The following is a 17,498-nucleotide window of genomic DNA, read 5'->3' as shown; positions in this document are numbered from 1 at the left end:
GGCTGGCGAATGCAACTTCCCTGCAAATGACTACCCATTCAGGCGCAATGGTGGAGGGGAGTTTCTCGCCAAGCGGTACAACCCGTATCTTCACACCTAAGGCCTTCTGGCCAGTGGGCAGCACTCAAGTGAAAGTGGTGCAGACAGTCGGCAACGTGACCTCTGATCCAAGCGAGCTGGTCACTATCAGGGTTGCAGCCAAGCCCCCAAAACCACAAATTACCCAGCCGCTGCCAAACACCAGCCATCTGGCCAATGTCATGGTGGAAGGAAGCTGTGAAGTGGGGGCAGAGTTGTTTGTGCAAGCCGCCAACGGTAGCCCGTTGGCCGGGGAAGTGACTTACGACCAGATGAAATGGTCGTTCAAATCTCCCTGGCAGCCCGGCCAGCAGAGAATCAAAGCGGTGCAGAGCCTGGACGGCCTGACATCTGACCCAACCGATGTGCTTGATTTTTACATCAGACCACCGCAGCCCGTGATCGAGCAACCGCACACTCCGGTCGCCGTCAGGGGGGAACTGAGAATAAGCAATATTTCGTCCGGCATCGTCACGCTACTTATGTCGACACACATGGATGTCCGGGTCGACGGTCAGTTCGCCGGTGACGGGGCGACCCGTACCTTTACACCTGAGATGGATTGGCCACCGGGGGAAAACAAGGTCAAGGTCGTACAGACGGAAAACGGTGTGGATTCCGATCCGAGTGACTTGTGTACTTTCATCGTGAAAGTCGTGAACAAGCCTGATATTCCTGAAATTCTCGAGCCGCAGAGAGGCGCCAGAACCTCTAGATACCCGACGATCAAGGTCGCCGGCCTGCCCGGTGCACCGCATACAGTGCGCCTTGAAGAAAGTGACACGTTGCATCAGGAGGTAGCGAACGCCGATGGCATTCTGGAGTTCACGCTATCGTCGCCTTTGGCACCTGGCGATGTCGCCATCCAAGTCATGCAAGCAGATGACGGAGCCGATTCCGATTGGAGTACGCCGCATCGGTTCACGGTCAAAGCACCGCCGCAAACACCGGCTATCGAAGCGCCACTGGCGAACTCCGAGACCTCACGCTATCCCAGGTTCCGAGGTACAGGTGTAACGGGAGGGGAGATCGTTCTGCATTATGCGAATGATCCCCAGGAGCGGTTTGCCTCTGTCGACGGTTCGACTCGATGGAGCTGGACTGCAGAGCAGGAGTGGTCTCTCGGAGACCACAACATACAGGCCCGGCAGACAGTCGATGGCGACTGCTCCGACTGGACTGAGGCTCGCTCTTTCAAGGTGCGCGAGTCCCTATACGCCATTGGCGACGCCAACCCGGCCATGGGTACGCCGGTGGTGGGCACTGAGCAGAGCGTGCTGTTGCGGGTGCAGGTGATTTCCGGTGTCACCGGGGCGGTGGCCGATGGCGTGGAGGTGGAATGGCGCATTAACGGCGAGCAGGAGCTGCTGGCGACAACGCAGACCGACGTCGAGGGGTGGACTTGTTATCGCTATACCCCTGAAACGGCGGGCAAGCATGAAATCCTCGCAGACATTACCCAGGAAAACGCCGGCGTCGTCATGACCGAGCTCTACGAAGTGAACGCCGTGCTGCACGATGACTGGGCACAGGCCGCGGAGCTTTATCTGGACGGCGAGCGAGTTGATCTGGCCGTGAGCGATCTCAGGCTGTTGAAAAGAAGCCAGCCTTATAAGCTGGAGCTCAAGGTCAACGACGGCAGTGTTCTGATCGGCTCCACCGTCACTTTGCAAAACCTCTGGGGCGCGAAGGAACGTGGCTTGAGCTTTGTTCCAGACCTGGGAATGGGGCAGACGATACAGGCAGGGGTACCAGTGCATTGGTCTGTTTTTGCTGAGGAGGGCACTAGCGGAATATTCGGTTTGAGCCTGAGCAGTCCGGTGATGTCCGACTGGCAATTGCCAGCGTACGTGGAAGCGGGGGATTTGGCTGAGGCTGTGAAGGTTGATCTCGATACATTCCCACAGCTGTTTGGCGGCGGCCCGGCGTTCCCTTGTCTTGGGGCGACACATACCGTAACCGTGCGACCTCAGGATCACAGCTTCTTGCTTGGCCACGACGTGGTGCTGGAGTTGAGTGCGCAAGCGGCTGAACTTGGCGTTACTGTGAGTCCGACCACCCCGCAGACACTTGGCGATGACGGTGTGAGCTGGTCATTGAACTGCGTCGACAGCGCCCAGGCTGGTAACTTTGCGGTGTGGTTGAAGGTGCCGGCCCGGGATTTCAATTCATTGGAGCTGCCGATGTCTCTGGGGCATAACAAGGTCAACATATCTGAAAAATTCGGCCCTCAGGAAATGGGAGGCTCGGCTTCTTACTGGAGGTATGGCATTCGCGCGACTTCCACCTTTACGGGACAACCTGCGGGGAGGGTACCGGTGACTGTCGCGGTGACTGGCAAGCCAACGGTGGAAAGCCTGACTGATTCCAATGGCTGGATATATATCAATTACTACGATGGCGAATCGGCAAGCTTGACCATTCTCAACCGCTATGACGGCAGTCTTGGCTGACAAACGTTGGTGCGCCAGATGAAGTCAGCGCCTTTTCTCGCCAGAGGAAAGGCGTTTTCATTTTTGCAGGTGAAACATCCTGAATATCAGCTCAGAGCCGCCAATTGTTCGATCGTCTGTGGAAAACGTTCAACCAGACGAATCAGCGTTGTTGCCTGAGCATTGGGTGTGGCACGACCCTGCTCCCAGTTTTCGAGCGTGCGGGTGTTGGTGCGCAGATACATCGCAAACACCGAGCGAGAGAGATTGAGCTGTTGACGGATGGCGACCACTTCTTCAGCGGTGATCGGCACCAGTTTGGGTAACTGAACCTTATGGGTGCGCAGCGTGATCTTGCCCTGGCGCTCATCGGCCAAGGCGTCCAGGCCATCCATCAGTTCGGAAAAAATGTCACGTTTCATAGTGGCTTCTCGCGTTGAGTTCTCTATCCAGTGTTTTTCTGAAAAGTTTTTTCTGGGCAGGCGTCAAGTCGTCCTGCTCGTTTTTGTTGTAGACGGTAAAGAGCCAGAACTGATCGAAGCCTGACCACCAGTAATAAATAACTCGTAATCCGCTGCGCTTGCCTTTCCCTCTTCGTTGGTCACTAAAGCGAATTTTACGAAGCCCGCCTGTGTCCTCGATGAGATCGCCCGCTTGCGGATTTTTCAGCAACTCCAGTTGAAAGCTGCGAAACAGATCGTCATCCAGATAGTCGTCTCGGTGCTTCTGAAACACAGGCAATTCGATAAATAGAGCATCCATGTTCTGTACGCTAACTACGTATAGTGTTGTCTCGATAATCGAATCGGTCAAGGCTTCCTGGCCTTGCTTTTCGTCCCTTTTTCAACGGTAGACGCCGCTCGTAAAAAGACCTGTAGGACGAGTCGCCGCGTGTGGTGAGAACGTTCGATTGGTTGTGAGGAGACTTCGCAATTCACCTGTGAGAATAATCCCGCAGCAGTGTCTAGCGCCGAATAGCGATAGCGGCGGGGTGTCAGGTGATGAAGAGGTTGAGTGTGCCGACGTATTCGCGAGCAGGCTCGCTCCCACAGTGACCCAGGGTAGTTACAGAGTTTGTGAACGACGCACAAACCTGTGGGAGCCGGGCTGGCGCGCGAGAGGCCAACGCAAGCGCTCGAGATTGTGAATCCGACAAAAACAAAAACGGCACCCGAAGGTGCCGTTTCTATTTGTAGCTAAAAGCGACGGAGCAATCAGCCCGCCAGACCCGCCTGCTGAACCAGAGTCAGCAATGGCTGCGGGTACACACCCAGGAAGAACGCGACCAGGGCGATGGCCAGCAGCATCACGCCGCCTGCCTTCTGTTCCCAGTGCAGCTGGGCGTCGTGGCGACGCAGGTTTGGCTCGATCAGGTACAGGGTGACCATCACGCGCAGGTAGTAGAAGACGCCGATGGCGCTACCCAGCACCAGCGAACCGACCAGCCACCATTGGTGCGATTCAACACCGGTAGCGATGATGTAGAACTTGCCGATGAAGCCCGCAGTCAGTGGGATACCGGCCAGCGACAGCATCATCACGGTCAGCACGGCGGTCAAGTACGGACGGCGCCAGAACAGGCCGCGGTATTCGTACAGCGCATCTGCGTCACGGCCGTTGTACGGCGAGGACATCAGGGTGATCACGCCGAAGGCGCCGAGGCTGGTGATCACGTAGGTGACCAGGTACACGCCGATGGCTTCCACCGCCAGACCCTTGCTTGCCACCAGTGCGATCAGCAGGTAGCCGAAGTGCGCGATGGACGAGTAACCGAGCAGACGCTTGAGGTTGCTCTGGGTCAGGGCCAGCAGGTTACCGAACAGGATCGAGGCGATGGCGATGACGGTCAGCACGTCGCTCAGCACGCCACTGCTCGCGGCAGGGGAGATCTGGAACAGACGCACCATCACCGCAAACACCGCAACCTTCGACGCAGTCGCAAGGAACGCGGCCACCGGTGCCGGAGCACCCTCGTAGACGTCCGGCGTCCACAGGTGGAACGGTACCAGCGAAAGCTTGAACGCCAGACCGATCAGCATCATGCCCAGGCCCAGTTGTGCCAGCGAGCTAGGCAAGCCAGTCGCAGCCAAGGCCTGACCGATGCCAACGAAGCTCAGCGAACCCGAGTCTGCGTACAGCAGCGCCATACCGAACAACAGGAACGCGGAACCGGCCGCCGACAGCACCATGTATTTGATGCCGGCTTCCAGCGAACGCTTGTTGAAGAAGGCGTAAGCCACCAGACCGTAAACCGGTACCGAGAGCAGTTCCAGGCCGATGAACAAACCGGCGAGGTGCTGCGCGCTGACCAGAACCAGACCACCGGCGGCGGCCATCAGGATCAGCAGGTACAGTTCTTCACGGTTGCCCGGGTAACCCGAACCGCCATCACCCAAATAGGCGTGGGCGAGGGTAACGCAGGCGAGGGTGGCGACCAGGATCAGCGCCATGTACAGGCAAGCGAAAGTGTCGATTTGCAGCAGTGGAGTCACGGCCAGAGGCGCGACTTTCAGGGCTGGGAGGATCGACAGCAAGGCCAGGTTCAGACCGGCGACCGAGATCAGGAAGGTCTGCGAGTGGTTGCGGCGCCAGGCGATCGCCAGCATCACCACGATAATGGTGAGGCTGGTGATCAACAGTGGCGCAAGCGCAATAAAGTGTTGAATCGTGAATTCCATAGCGCTCTTACCGGGCCGAAGCGAGTTGAGTGAAGGCGGTGCCGAGCCACTGCTGAACGCCATGCATCGTGGCGGCAGAAGTGTCGAGGAACGGTTGCGGGTAGACGCCGATGTAAATCAGCAACACCGCAAGGCCCAGCACCATGATCAGTTCGCGAGCGTCCATACCGTGCAGGATCGAATCCGATTTCGCCGGACCGAAGTAGGCACGGTGGATCATGATCAGCGAGTAGACCGAACCGAACACCAGACCGGAGGTGGCAATCGCGGTGATCCACGGCCAGCTTGCGAAGGAGCCGATCAGGATCAGGAACTCACCGACAAAGTTACCGGTACCCGGCAGACCCAAAGACGCGGCTGCAAAGAACAGGCTGATTGCCGGCAGGTATGCGATACGCGACCACACACCGCCCATCTCACGCATGTCACGAGTGTGCAGACGCTCGTACAACTGACCGCTGAGGATAAACAGTGCCGCCGCCGACACACCGTGCGCGAGCATCTGGATCACTGCACCTTGCAGGGCCAGTTGGCTGCCGGAGTAGATGCCGATCAACACAAAACCCATGTGGGAAACGGACGAGAAGGCGATCAGACGCTTGATGTCGGTTTGCGCGAAAGCGAGGAACGCACCGTAGAAGATCCCGATCAGACCGAGGGTCATGGCGATCGGCGCGAACTCGGCCGAAGCATTCGGGAACAGCGGCAGGGCGAAACGCAGCAGACCGTAAGCAGCGGTTTTCAGCAAGATACCGGCGAGGTCGACGGAACCGGCAGTCGGCGCCTGGGCGTGGGCATCAGGCAACCACGAGTGGAACGGTACGACCGGCAGCTTGACCGCGAAGGCGATGAAGAAGCCGAGCATCAGGATGTACTCGGTGGTCATCGACATCTTGGTTTTCAACAGGTCGGCGTAGTTGAAGGTAATCACGCCAGTGTTGTTGAAGTTGACCAGCACCAGACCGAGGATCGCCACCAGCATGATCAGGCCGGAAGCCTGAGTGAAGATGAAGAACTTGGTCGCCGCGTAGATCCGGGTTTTCTTGCCGTCCGAAGAACTGTGACCCCAGAGCGCGATGAGGAAGTACATCGGCACCAGCATCATTTCCCAGAAGAAGAAGAACATGAACAGGTCGAGGGCGAGGAACACGCCGACAACGCCGCCCAGGATCCACATCAGGTTCAGGTGGAAGAAGCCAACGTGACGTTGAATCTCTTTCCACGAGCAGAGTACCGAGAGGATACCCAGCAGACCGGTCAGCAGGATCATCAACAGCGACAGGCCGTCGAGGGCCAGGTGCACGCTGATGCCGAAACGCGCGATCCAGATGTGCTTGAACTCAAGCGCCCAGGTCGGATCGGCGCCAGGCGCCGGGGCAAATGAATAGTCACCGTGGGCCCACAGCCAGAGGCCGAGGGCGAGTTCCAGGGTCATGGTCAACAGCGCAATCCAGCGCGGGAGGGTAGCGCCGAAGCGCTCACCCATCCAGCACAGCAGGCCGCCGATGAAGGGGATCAGGATTAGCCAAGGCAGAATCATGACGGGCTCGTTTCCTTTCGCAAATTCGCAAGGTTCATATCAGACCGCTACCAGCACGATGGCGCCAATGACCAGCACGGCACCAGCAGCCATCGAAGCAGCGTACCAACGCAGTTGACCGGTCTCGGTGCGGCTCAGGGCAGTGTGACCACCCTTGGCCATACGCGGGATCAGACCGATGGTCTGGTCGAGCGGGTCTTTGCGCAGTACGTGGCTGATCGCCAGGTAAGGCTTGACGAACAGTTTGTCGTAGATCCAGTCGAAGCCCCAGGCAGCGAACCACCAGGCCGAAAGGAAACGGCCGATGCCGCTGTTGGCGATGGCCGTGACGAAGCGACGCTTGCCGAGGAACAGCAGCGCTGCCAGCAGGATACCGGCCAGGGCGATGGCGCCCGAAGCGATTTCCAGACTGTGCTTGGCTTCGCCACCGGCATGGCCAACGCTTTCTGGCAGTACGCCGTGCAGTGGCGGAACGATCATCGCGCCGATGGCGGTGGACAATACGATCAGCACCGACAGTGGCAGCCAGTGAGCGATGCCGTGACCAGCGTGGGCTTCGGTCTTGGCTTCACCGTGGAACGTGATGAAGATCAGGCGGAAGGTGTAAAGCGAGGTCATGAACGCGCCGACCAGACCTGCGTAGAGCAGACCGTGGTTGCCGCTGGCGAACGCTTCCCAAAGGATTTCGTCCTTGGAGTAGAAGCCGGCAGTGACCAGTGGCAGGGCAGCCAGTGCCGCGCCACCAACGATGAAGCTGGCGTAGGCCAGTGGCAGTTTCTTCCACAGACCGCCCATCTTGAAGATGTTCTGCTCGTGGTGGCAGGCAACGATCACCGCACCGGAAGCAAGGAACAGCAGGGCCTTGAAGAAGGCGTGGGTCATCAGGTGGAAAATCGCGCCATCCCATGCACCAACGCCCAGCGCCAGGAACATGTAGCCGATCTGGCTCATGGTCGAGTAGGCGAGGATACGTTTGATGTCGGTCTGAACCAGTGCCGCGAAACCTGCCAGAACCAGAGTCACACCACCGACGATGCCGACCAGGTGGAGGATTTCCGGCGCCAGGGTGAACAGACCGTGGGTACGGGCGATCAGGTAAACACCGGCGGTCACCATGGTTGCGGCGTGGATCAGTGCCGAAACCGGGGTCGGGCCGGCCATCGCGTCCGCGAGCCAGGTTTGCAGCGGCAGTTGTGCCGATTTACCGACTGCGCCACCCAGCAGCATCAGGGTCGCCAGGGTGATCCAGAAGTCGCCGACCTGGAATTTCTGCGGTGCCAGCACCAGCAGTTCCTGGATGTTCAGCGTGCCCACTTGCTGGAACAGGATGAACAGGCCGATGGCCATGAACACGTCGCCGATCCGGGTCACGATAAAGGCTTTGAGTGCGGCGTTACCGTTGTTGCGGTTGCTGTAGTAGAAACCGATCAACAGGTACGAGCACAGGCCCACGCCTTCCCAGCCGAAGTACAGGAACAACAGGTTATCGCCGAGCACCAGGAACAGCATGCTGGCGATAAACAGGTTGGTGTACGAGAAGAAGCGCGAGTAACCCGCTTCGCCGCGCATGTACCAGGACGCGAACAGGTGGATCAGGAAACCGACGCCAACCACCACGCCAAGCATGGTGACCGACAGGCCGTCGACGTAGAGGGCGAAGTCAGGCTTGAAGCCTTCGACCGCCATCCACTTCCACAGCACCAGGGTGTAGTGACCGCCTTCGGGTGGTGCGACGTTGAATTGCCAGATGACGTAGGCGGCGACAATCGCCGACAAGCCAATGGAACCCACGCCGATCAGCGCCGAGAGGTTTTCCGACCAGCGTCCACGGGAGAACGACAGGAGCAGGAAACCGATCAGAGGGAATACGAAAGTCAGAAAGATCAGGTTCATCCGCGCATCTCACTGGCAGCGTCGATATCGAGCGTGTGGAAGCGGCGATACAGTTGCAGCAGGATCGCCAGACCAATACTGGCCTCGGCGGCTGCAAGGCTGATCACCAGGATGAACATGATCTGTCCATCCGGCTGGCCCCAACGGGCGCCTGCAACAATGAACGCCAGTGCAGAGGCGTTCATCATCACTTCCAGACTCATCAACACGAACAAAATGTTGCGGCGGACCATCAGGCCGACCAGACCAAGGCAGAACAGGATGCCGGCGACGGCTAAACCATGTTCGAGAGGGATAGCAGGCATGTCTTACTCCTTCGCCTCGTTACGGCCCAAATGGAACGCCGTGACGGCTGCAGCGAGCAGCAGCATCGAGGCGAGTTCGACCACCAGCAGGTACGGGCCGAACAGGCTGATGCCCACGGCTTTCGCGTCTACGGTGGTGTGGCCGATGGCCTGACCGCTCTGGTGAGCGAACAGCACATACAGCAGTTCGGCCAGCAGCAGGGCGGCGAGAATCACCGGGCCGGCCCAGATGCCGGGCTTGAGCCAGACGCGTTCTTGCTGAACCGAGGCCGGGCCCAGGTTCAGCATCATCACCACGAACACGAACAGCACCATGATGGCGCCGGCGTAAGCGATCACTTCCAGCACGCCGGCGAACGGCGCGCCGAGTGCGAAGAAGGTCATGGCCACGGCGATCAACGAGATGATCAGGTAGAGCAGGGCGTGCACAGGGTTGGTGTTGGTGACTACGCGAAGCGTGGACACAACAGCGATACCCGATGCGAAATAGAAAGCGAATTCCATCGTTCTTCCTTAAGGCAGCAAGCTCTTCACGTTGATCGGTTCGGCTTCGTTCTGCGCGGAGCCTTTCGGCTTGCCAGCGATTGCCATACCTGCAACACGATAGAAGTTGTAATCAGGGTTTTTGCCGGGGCCGGAGATCAACAGATCTTCTTTCTCGTACACCAGGTCCTGACGTTTGAACTCGGCCATCTCGAAATCCGGGGTCAGCTGGATTGCGGTGGTCGGACAGGCTTCCTCGCAGAGACCGCAGAAAATGCAGCGCGAGAAGTTGATACGGAAGAAGTCCGGGTACCAGCGACCGTCTTCGGTTTCAGCTTTCTGCAGCGAGATGCAACCCACCGGGCAAGCCACGGCGCACAGGTTGCAGGCTACGCAACGCTCTTCGCCATCGGGGTCGCGGGTCAGGACGATACGACCACGGTAGCGGGGTGGCAGGTAGACCGCTTCTTCCGGGTATTGCAGGGTGTCGCGCTTGCGAAAGCCATGGCCGAAGACCATGACCAGGCTGCGCAACTGGGTACCAGTACCCTTAACGATGTCGCCAATATATTTGAACATGGGTCAAATCCTCACTGAACCGCGACCGCAGGCGTGTTCCACAACACGACTGCAGCGGTCACCAGCAAATTGATCAGGGTCAGTGGCAGGCAGAATTTCCAGCTGAAATCCATCACCTGGTCATAACGCGGACGCGGAATGGAAGCGCGCAGCAGGATGAACAGCATGATGAAGAACGCGGTCTTCAGTGCGAACCAGACGAACGCCAGTTGCGGCAAGATGCCGAACGGACCGTGCCAGCCACCGAAGAACAGGGTGACCAGCAGCGCCGAGATCAGGATGATGCCGATGTATTCACCGACGAAGAACATGCCCCATTTCATACCGGCGTATTCAATGTGGTAACCGTCGGCCAGTTCCTGTTCCGCTTCCGGCTGGTCGAACGGGTGACGGTGAGTCACGGCGACGCCAGCGATGAAGAAGGTACAGAAGCCGAAGAACTGCGGAATGATGAACCACAGGTTCTGCGCCTGGTACTCGACGATGTCGCGCATGTTGAATGAGCCGACCTGCACCACGATGCCCATCAGGGCCAGGCCCATGAACACTTCGTAGGACACGGTCTGCGCCGACGCACGCAAGCTGCCGAGCAGGGCGAACTTGTTGTTACTCGACCAGCCGGCGAACAACACCGCGTAGACCGACAGACCGGCCATGGCGAAGAAGAACAGCAGGCCGATGTTCAGATCCGCGACGCCCCAGGTCGGGGTGATCGGGATGATCGCGAAGGCGATCAGCAGGGCGGACATGGCCACCACCGGTGCCAAAGTGAAAATCACTTTGTCGGCAAACGGCGGGGTCCAGTCTTCCTTGAAGAACATCTTCAGCATGTCGGCGGCGATCTGGAACATACCAAACGGACCAACGCGGTTCGGACCGTAACGGTCCTGCCACCAGCCCAGCAGGCGACGTTCGACAAAGCTGAGCAACGCGCCCGCGACCACCACGGCCAGCAGAATCACGATGGCTTTGACGACCGAGAGGATCACATCGATCACTTCAGGGGTGAACCAGGTCATTGCGCTGCCTCCTGCAGACCGTCGACGGATACGCCGGCGAATGCCGGTGGAATGCCGGCGATGCCCGCAGGCAATGCCACCAGACCGGCGCCCAGTTCTTCATTGATGCGCAGCGGCAGACGCAGGGTCTGACCGGCCACGTTCAGGCTCAGCAGGGCACCGTCGTTGACGCCGAGACGATCCGCTTCCGACTTGGCCAGTGCCACGTATGGAGCCGGAATACGCTCTTGAACCGGCGCGGCTTTCGAAGAGTTTTCTTCGCTGCCGAACAGGTGGAAGAACGGCACGGCTTGCCAAGTGCCCGGCGCCGGATTGAATGCGCGCGGTGCAGCAGCGAACCAGTTCAGCGAATCGCCAGTGCTTTCGATCAGGCGGGTGCCCGGGTCGCCGGCACGGATGTGACCACCGACTTCGTCCTGGAACTTGTTCCACGCTTGTGGCGAGTTCCAGCCCGGCGACCATGCAAATGGTACTTGCTGACGCGGTTCGGCAGAGCCCGAGTAACCTTCCATGGAGAAGGCGAACGCGGTGTCTTTGTCTTGCGGGGTGCGCGGTTCGTGAACGCTGATGTCGGCGCGCATCGCAGTGCGACCGGAATAACGCAGCGGCTCACGTGCCAGTTTCAGACCCTTGATGCGGAACGCGGCGGATGGTGCAGCGTCGACGATGCGCGCCAGTTGCTCGGTGCTCGAAGCAACGGCAGCGGTGACGTGGTCGAGTTGCGTCCAGTCGATCGGCTGGTTCAGCAGGGTCGCGCGCAGGGCGTGCAGCCAGCGCCAGCCTTCGTGAACCAGGATGCTTGCGTCGAGGTATTGCGGGTCGAAAACCTGGAAGAAGCGCTGGGCGCGACCTTCCTGGCTGACCAGCGTACCGTCGCCCTCAGCGAAGCTCGCGGCTGGAAGAATCAGGTGCGCGCGATCGCTGGTAGCCGTCTTCTGATGATCAGCAACGATCACTACTTGCGCAGCGTTCAGCGCAGCATCGACTTTTTCTTTGGCGGTGCGGGTGTACAGATCGTTTTCCAGCACGACGATAGCGTCGGCCTTGCCATCGATCACGGCTTGCAGCGCCGCGTCGACCGATTCGCCACCGAGCATGGCCAGACCAAGGCTGTTGGCTTCCGGGACGATCAGGCTGATCGAACCGTTCTTCTCGCGCAGCTTCAGCGCCTTGGCGATGTTCGCGGCGGCTTCGATCAGGGCTTTGGAGCCCAGCGAAGTACCGGCGATGATCAGCGGACGTTTGGCAGCGAGCAGGGCGTCAGCAATACGCTTAGCCAGTTCCAGTGCTTCGGCGTCCAGACCTTCAACGGCCGGCGCGCTGGCGTCCAGTGCGTGAGCAACGGCGAAACCGATGCGTGCCAAGTCATCCGGAGCAGCGTGTACGCATTCTTCAGCGATGTCGTCGAGCTTGGTTTCCGCCAGGCTGGCGATGAACAGCGGGTTCAGCGCGTGCTGACCGATGTTCTTCACCGCAGCGTCGAGCCAAGGCTGAACGCGCATGGCTTCGGCCATGTCTTCAGCCTTGCCTTTGACCGATTGACGCAGCGACAGCGCCACACGGGCGGCGGTCTGGGTCAGGTCTTCACCGAGGACGAAAATGGCGTCGTGGTCTTCGATGTCGCGCATGTTCGGCACAGGCAGCGGGCTGTCTTTCAGCACTTGCAGGACCAGACGGATGCGCTCCAGTTCGGAGGCTTCGATACCCGAGTAGAAGTGCTCGGCGCCAACCAGTTCGCGCAACGCGTAGTTGCTTTCGAGGCTGGCACGCGGCGAGCCGATACCGACGATATTGCGACCGCGCAGCAGGTCAGCGGCTTTATCCAGTGCAGCATCCAGACCGAGCTTGGTGCCGTCGGCCAGCAGTGGCTGACGTGGACGGTCGGTGCGGTTGACGTAGCCATAACCGAAACGGCCACGGTCGCACAGGAAGTACTGGTTCACCGAACCGTTGAAACGGTTTTCGATGCGACGCAGTTCGCCGTAACGCTCGCCCGGGGAAATGTTGCAACCGCTCGAGCAGCCGTGGCAGATGCTCGGTGCGAACTGCATGTCCCACTTGCGGTTGTAGCGTTCGGAGTGAGTCTTGTCGGTGAACACACCGGTCGGGCAGACCTCGGTGAGGTTGCCGGAGAACTCGCTTTCGAGGGTGCCGTCTTCAACGCGACCGAAGTACACGTTGTCGTGGGCGCCGAACACACCGAGGTCGGTGCCGCCAGCGTAATCCTTGTAGAAACGCACGCAGCGGTAGCAAGCGATGCAGCGGTTCATTTCGTGGGAAATGAACGGGCCCAGTTGCTGGTTCTGGTGGGTGCGTTTGGTGAAGCGATAACGGCGTTCGTTGTGGCCGGTCATCACTGTCATGTCTTGCAGGTGGCAATGACCGCCTTCTTCGCACACAGGGCAGTCGTGCGGGTGGTTGGTCATCAGCCATTCAACAACACTGGCGCGGAACGCCTTGGATTCTTCATCTTCGATGGAGATCCAGGTGTTGTCAGTGGCAGGGGTCATGCAGGACATGACGATGCGACCACGGGTGTCGTTCTCGTCGGTGTACTGCTTGACCGCGCACTGGCGACAAGCCCCGACGCTACCAAGCGCGGGGTGCCAGCAGAAATATGGAATGTCGAGGCCCAGCGACAGACATGCCTGTAACAGGTTGTCTGCCCCGTCGACTTCGAGCGCTTTGCCGTCTACGTGGATAGTGGCCATGGTTCAAAGGTCTTCGTTGGCCCGGTGTCAGCGGGCGTGGCTAATGGAATCTTGTTATCCGTGCGAATCAAACCAGCCTCGAAAGGCGTCATCGCAGGAGGCGAAGGGCCCAGGCCCTTCACCTTATTAAGCGTTTACGCGCCGATTACGATCGGCCTTGCCAGAGGCGGGACGGCAGCGCTGACTGGCGCGATACCGGCTTCGAACTCTGGACGGAAGTATTTGATCGCGCTGCCCAACGGTTCTACGGCACCCGGTGCGTGAGCACAGAAGGTCTTGCCCGGGCCGAGGAAGTTGACCAGACCCAGCAGGGTCTCGATGTCGCCTGGCTGACCACGGCCTTGTTCGATGGCCATCAAGAGCTTGACGCTCCATGGCAAACCATCGCGGCACGGGGTGCAGAAACCGCACGACTCGCGAGCGAAGAACTGCTCCATGTTGCGCAGCAAGGAGACCATGTTGACGCTGTCGTCCACGGCCATGGCCAGGCCGGTACCCATACGGGTGCCCACTTTGGCGATGCCGCCGGCGTACATTTGTGCGTCGAGGTGTTCAGGCAGGAGGAAACCGGTACCGGCGCCACCTGGCTGCCAGGCCTTGAGCTTGAAGCCGTCGCGCATGCCGCCGGCGTAGTCTTCGAACAACTCGCGACCGGTGACGCCGAATGGCAATTCCCACAGGCCCGGGTTTTTCACTTTGCCGGAGAAGCCCATGAGCTTGGTGCCCATGTCTTCGCTGCCTTCGCGGGCCAACGATTTGTACCAGTCAACGCCATCGGCAATGATCGCCGGCACGTTGCACAGGGTTTCCACGTTGTTCACGCAGGTCGGCTTGCCCCACACGCCGACGGCGGCAGGGAAGGGCGGCTTGGAGCGCGGGTTGGCGCGGCGGCCTTCGAGGGAGTTGATCAGTGCGGTTTCTTCACCGCAGATGTAACGCCCGGCGCCGGTGTGGACGAACAGCTCGAAATCGAAGCCGCTGCCCAGAATGTTCTTGCCCAGCAGGCCTGCAGCCTTGGCTTCTTCCACGGCACGGTTGAGGTGCTTGGCGGCGGTGGTGTACTCGCCACGCAGGAAGATATAGCCACGGTAGGTTTTCAGCGCGCGAGCACTGATCAGCATGCCTTCGATCAGCAGATGGGGCAGTTGCTCCATCAGCATGCGGTCTTTCCAGGTGTTCGGCTCCATTTCATCCGCGTTGCACAGCAGGTAGCGGATGTTGATGGATTCGTCTTTGGGCATCAGGCCCCACTTCACGCCTGTGGGGAAGCCTGCACCGCCGCGACCTTTAAGGCCGGCGTCTTTCACGGTCTGGACGATGGCGTCCTGATCCATGTCGGCGAAGGCTTTGCGCGCAGCGGCGTAACCGTTCTTGGCCTGGTATTCGTCGAGCCACACGGCTTCGCCGTCATCGCGCAGACGCCAGGTCAGCGGGTGAGTCTCGGCCGAACGCTGAATGCGGTTGGCAGGACCGAAAGATGTCAGGGTCATACGTAGCCCTCGAGCAGTTTGGCGACGCCAGCAGGCTGCACATCACCAAAGGTGTCGTCGTCGATCATCAGCGCCGGTGCCTTGTCGCAGTTGCCGAGGCAGCAGACAGGCAGCAGGGTGAAACGACCGTCGGTGGTGGTCTGACCCAGGCCGATGCCCAGATTGTTCTGGATTTCGCTGACCACCGACTCATGGCCGCCGATGTAGCAGACCATGCTGTCGCAGACGCGAATGATGTGACGGCCGACCGGCTGACGGAAAATCTGGCTGTAAAAAGTAGCCACACCTTCAACGTCGCTGGCCGGGATGCCGAGGATCTCGCCGATCGCGTACAAGGCGCCATCCGGCACCCAGCCGCGTTCTTTCTGAACGATCTTCAGGGCTTCGATCGACGCCGCACGCGGGTCTTCGTAGTGATGCAGCTCGTGCTCAATGGCCGAGCGCTCGGTTTCACTGAGGGTGAAACGGTCTGTCTGGATAAGCGTGCTGTTCATGCTTAGCGGTCCACGTCGGCCATAACGAAATCGATACTACCCAGGTACGCAATCATGTCCGCGACCATGCTGCCTTTGATCACCGAAGGGATCTGTTGCAGATGCGGGAAGCTTGGAGTGCGGATCCGGGTACGGTAGCTCATGGTGCCGCCGTCGCTCGTCAGGTAATAACTGTTGATGCCCTTGGTCGCTTCGATCATCTGGAAGGATTCGTTGGCCGGCATCACCGGGCCCCACGAAACCTGCAGGAAGTGCGTGATCAGGGTTTCGATGTGCTGCAGCGTGCGTTCTTTCGGCGGCGGCGTGGTCAGCGGGTGATCCGCCTTGTACGGGCCTTCCGGCATGTTGCGCATGCACTGGTCGATGATCTTGATGCTCTGGCGCATCTCTTCAACGCGAACCATGCAGCGGTCGTAGGCATCGCCGTTGGCGGCCAGCGGTACTTCGAACTCGAAGTTCTCGTAGCCGGAGTACGGACGCGCCTTACGCAGGTCGAAGTCGCAACCGGTCGAACGCAGGCCGGCACCGGTGACGCCCCATTCCAGGGCTTCTTTGGTGTTGTACTGGGCAACCCCGATGGTACGACCCTTGAGGATGCTGTTCTGCAGGGCAGCCTTGGTGTATTCGTCGAGGCGTTTTGGCAGCCATTCAACGAAGTCTTTCACCAGTTTTTCCCAGCCGCGCGGCAGGTCGTGGGCTACACCACCGATGCGGTACCAGGCCGGGTGCAGACGGAAACCGGTGATGGCTTCAATCACCGTGTACGCCTTCTGGCGGTCGGTGAAGGTAAAGAATACCGGGGTCATCGCACCAACGTCCTGGATGTAAGTCCCGAGGAACAGCAGGTGGCTGGTGATGCGGAAGAACTCGGCCATCATGATGCGGATGACGTCGACCTTCTCGGGCACCTTGATGCCGGCCAGCTTCTCGACCGAGAGCACGTACGGCAGGTTGTTCATCACGCCGCCGAGGTAATCGATACGGTCGGTGTACGGAATGAAGCTGTGCCACGACTGACGCTCGGCCATCTTCTCGGCACCACGGTGGTGGTAGCCGATGTCCGGCACGCAGTCGACGATCTCTTCACCGTCCAGTTGCAGAATGATGCGGAACGCACCGTGCGCCGAAGGGTGGTTCGGGCCGAGGTTGAGGAACATGTAGTCCTCGTTCGGGCCGGAACGCTTCATGCCCCAGTCTTCCGGACGGAAACGCGCAGCTTCTTCCTCAAGCTGTTGCTTGGCGAGGTTGAGGCTGTACGGATCGAATTCGGTGGCGCGCGCCGGGAAGTCCTTGCGCAGCGGGTGACCTTCCCAGGTCGGCGGCATCATGATGCGCGACAGGTGCGGGTGACCTTTGAAGTCGATGCCGAACATGTCCCAGACTTCACGCTCGTACCAGTTGGCGTTCGGCCAGATGCTGGTGACGGTCGGCAAGCTGAGGTCGCTCTCGGACAAGGCGACCTTGATCATCACGTCACTATTACGCTCCAGCGACATGAGGTGATAGAACACGGTGAACTCAGCGTCGCTCGGCAACCCTTGACGCTTGGTGCGCAGACGCTCGTCCACGCCGTGCAGGTCATAGAGCATGACGTACGGCTTGGGCAGGTTGCGCAGGAAAGTCAGGACTTCAACGAGCCTGGCGCGCGCGACCCACAGCACCGGCATGCCGGTGCGGGTCGATTGAGCGGTGAACGCTTCGGCGCCAAAACGGTTGTTCAATTCAACGACCACATCCTGGTCGTCTGCCTTATAAGGCGGGATGTACAGAGCGCTGCCTGTAGTCATGGTTATTTT

The 17,498-nt window shown here is 59.6% G+C and carries 14 protein-coding genes; 1 reads left to right on the top strand and 13 read right to left on the bottom strand.

Annotation, left to right across the window (positions count from 1 at the left end; genetic code table 11):
• A partial coding sequence (locus tag FGA82_RS31475) for a hypothetical protein (RefSeq protein WP_212760563.1) occupies positions 1-2,531 on the top strand: 2,531 nt, incomplete at its 5' end.
• An 86-nt stretch (positions 2,532-2,617) separates the two neighbouring features.
• Here FGA82_RS31475 and FGA82_RS31470 read toward each other — a convergent pair.
• The 13 genes from FGA82_RS31470 to nuoC form a co-directional block, all read right to left on the bottom strand.
• Positions 2,618-2,932: a helix-turn-helix domain-containing protein gene (locus FGA82_RS31470; RefSeq protein ID WP_126364511.1), complete on the bottom strand. Its 315-nt coding sequence runs from the start codon at positions 2,930-2,932 to the stop codon at positions 2,618-2,620.
• A complete protein-coding gene (locus tag FGA82_RS31465; RefSeq protein WP_038362833.1) occupies positions 2,922-3,272 on the bottom strand; it encodes a toxin in 351 nt (116 codons plus the stop codon). The genes FGA82_RS31470 and FGA82_RS31465 overlap by 11 nt, the downstream gene beginning before the upstream one ends.
• Positions 3,273-3,724: 452 nt before the next feature.
• On the bottom strand, positions 3,725-5,188 hold the full coding sequence (nuoN, locus tag FGA82_RS31460; RefSeq protein WP_007920173.1) for an NADH-quinone oxidoreductase subunit NuoN: 1,464 nt from the start codon (positions 5,186-5,188) through the stop codon (positions 3,725-3,727).
• Positions 5,189-5,195: 7 nt separating this feature from the next.
• Positions 5,196-6,728: an NADH-quinone oxidoreductase subunit M gene (gene nuoM, locus FGA82_RS31455; protein WP_008082846.1), complete on the bottom strand. Its 1,533-nt coding sequence runs from the start codon at positions 6,726-6,728 to the stop codon at positions 5,196-5,198.
• Positions 6,729-6,767: 39 nt separating this feature from the next.
• On the bottom strand, positions 6,768-8,621 hold the full coding sequence (gene nuoL, locus FGA82_RS31450; RefSeq protein ID WP_008082848.1) for an NADH-quinone oxidoreductase subunit L: 1,854 nt from the start codon (positions 8,619-8,621) through the stop codon (positions 6,768-6,770).
• Complete coding sequence (nuoK, locus tag FGA82_RS31445; RefSeq protein WP_003223790.1) at positions 8,618-8,926, bottom strand: NADH-quinone oxidoreductase subunit NuoK; 309 nt, start codon at positions 8,924-8,926, stop codon at positions 8,618-8,620. The genes nuoL and nuoK overlap by 4 nt, the downstream gene beginning before the upstream one ends.
• A gap of 3 nt (positions 8,927-8,929) precedes the next feature.
• On the bottom strand, positions 8,930-9,430 hold the full coding sequence (nuoJ, locus tag FGA82_RS31440) for an NADH-quinone oxidoreductase subunit J (RefSeq protein ID WP_007920176.1): 501 nt from the start codon (positions 9,428-9,430) through the stop codon (positions 8,930-8,932).
• Positions 9,431-9,439: 9 nt separating this feature from the next.
• Positions 9,440-9,988 carry an NADH-quinone oxidoreductase subunit NuoI gene (nuoI, locus tag FGA82_RS31435; RefSeq protein WP_007920177.1) on the bottom strand — a complete coding sequence of 183 codons (549 nt, stop codon included), beginning with the start codon at positions 9,986-9,988 and terminating at the stop codon, positions 9,440-9,442.
• 11 nt (positions 9,989-9,999) lie between these two features.
• Positions 10,000-11,007 (bottom strand): NADH-quinone oxidoreductase subunit NuoH, encoded by a 1,008-nt coding sequence (gene nuoH, locus FGA82_RS31430; RefSeq protein ID WP_007920179.1) that lies wholly within the window; start codon positions 11,005-11,007, stop codon positions 10,000-10,002.
• Positions 11,004-13,718: an NADH-quinone oxidoreductase subunit NuoG gene (gene nuoG, locus FGA82_RS31425; RefSeq protein WP_141130082.1), complete on the bottom strand. Its 2,715-nt coding sequence runs from the start codon at positions 13,716-13,718 to the stop codon at positions 11,004-11,006. The genes nuoH and nuoG overlap by 4 nt, the downstream gene beginning before the upstream one ends.
• A gap of 134 nt (positions 13,719-13,852) precedes the next feature.
• Complete coding sequence (gene nuoF, locus FGA82_RS31420; protein ID WP_007920184.1) at positions 13,853-15,208, bottom strand: NADH-quinone oxidoreductase subunit NuoF; 1,356 nt, start codon at positions 15,206-15,208, stop codon at positions 13,853-13,855.
• Positions 15,205-15,702 carry an NADH-quinone oxidoreductase subunit NuoE gene (gene nuoE, locus FGA82_RS31415; RefSeq protein ID WP_007920186.1) on the bottom strand — a complete coding sequence of 166 codons (498 nt, stop codon included), beginning with the start codon at positions 15,700-15,702 and terminating at the stop codon, positions 15,205-15,207. Before nuoE ends, nuoF begins: the two co-directional genes overlap by 4 nt.
• 2 nt (positions 15,703-15,704) lie before the next feature.
• Positions 15,705-17,489: an NADH-quinone oxidoreductase subunit C/D gene (gene nuoC, locus FGA82_RS31410; RefSeq protein ID WP_007920189.1), complete on the bottom strand. Its 1,785-nt coding sequence runs from the start codon at positions 17,487-17,489 to the stop codon at positions 15,705-15,707.
• Positions 17,490-17,498: the final 9 nt, after the last annotated feature.

It is taken from the genome of Pseudomonas fluorescens, from assembly GCF_005938625.1.
Classification (GTDB): Bacteria; Pseudomonadota; Gammaproteobacteria; order Pseudomonadales; family Pseudomonadaceae; genus Aquipseudomonas; species Aquipseudomonas fluorescens_BD.
Note: the sequence above shows the minus strand (reverse complement) of the source record. Positions and strands in the feature narration are given on the sequence as shown.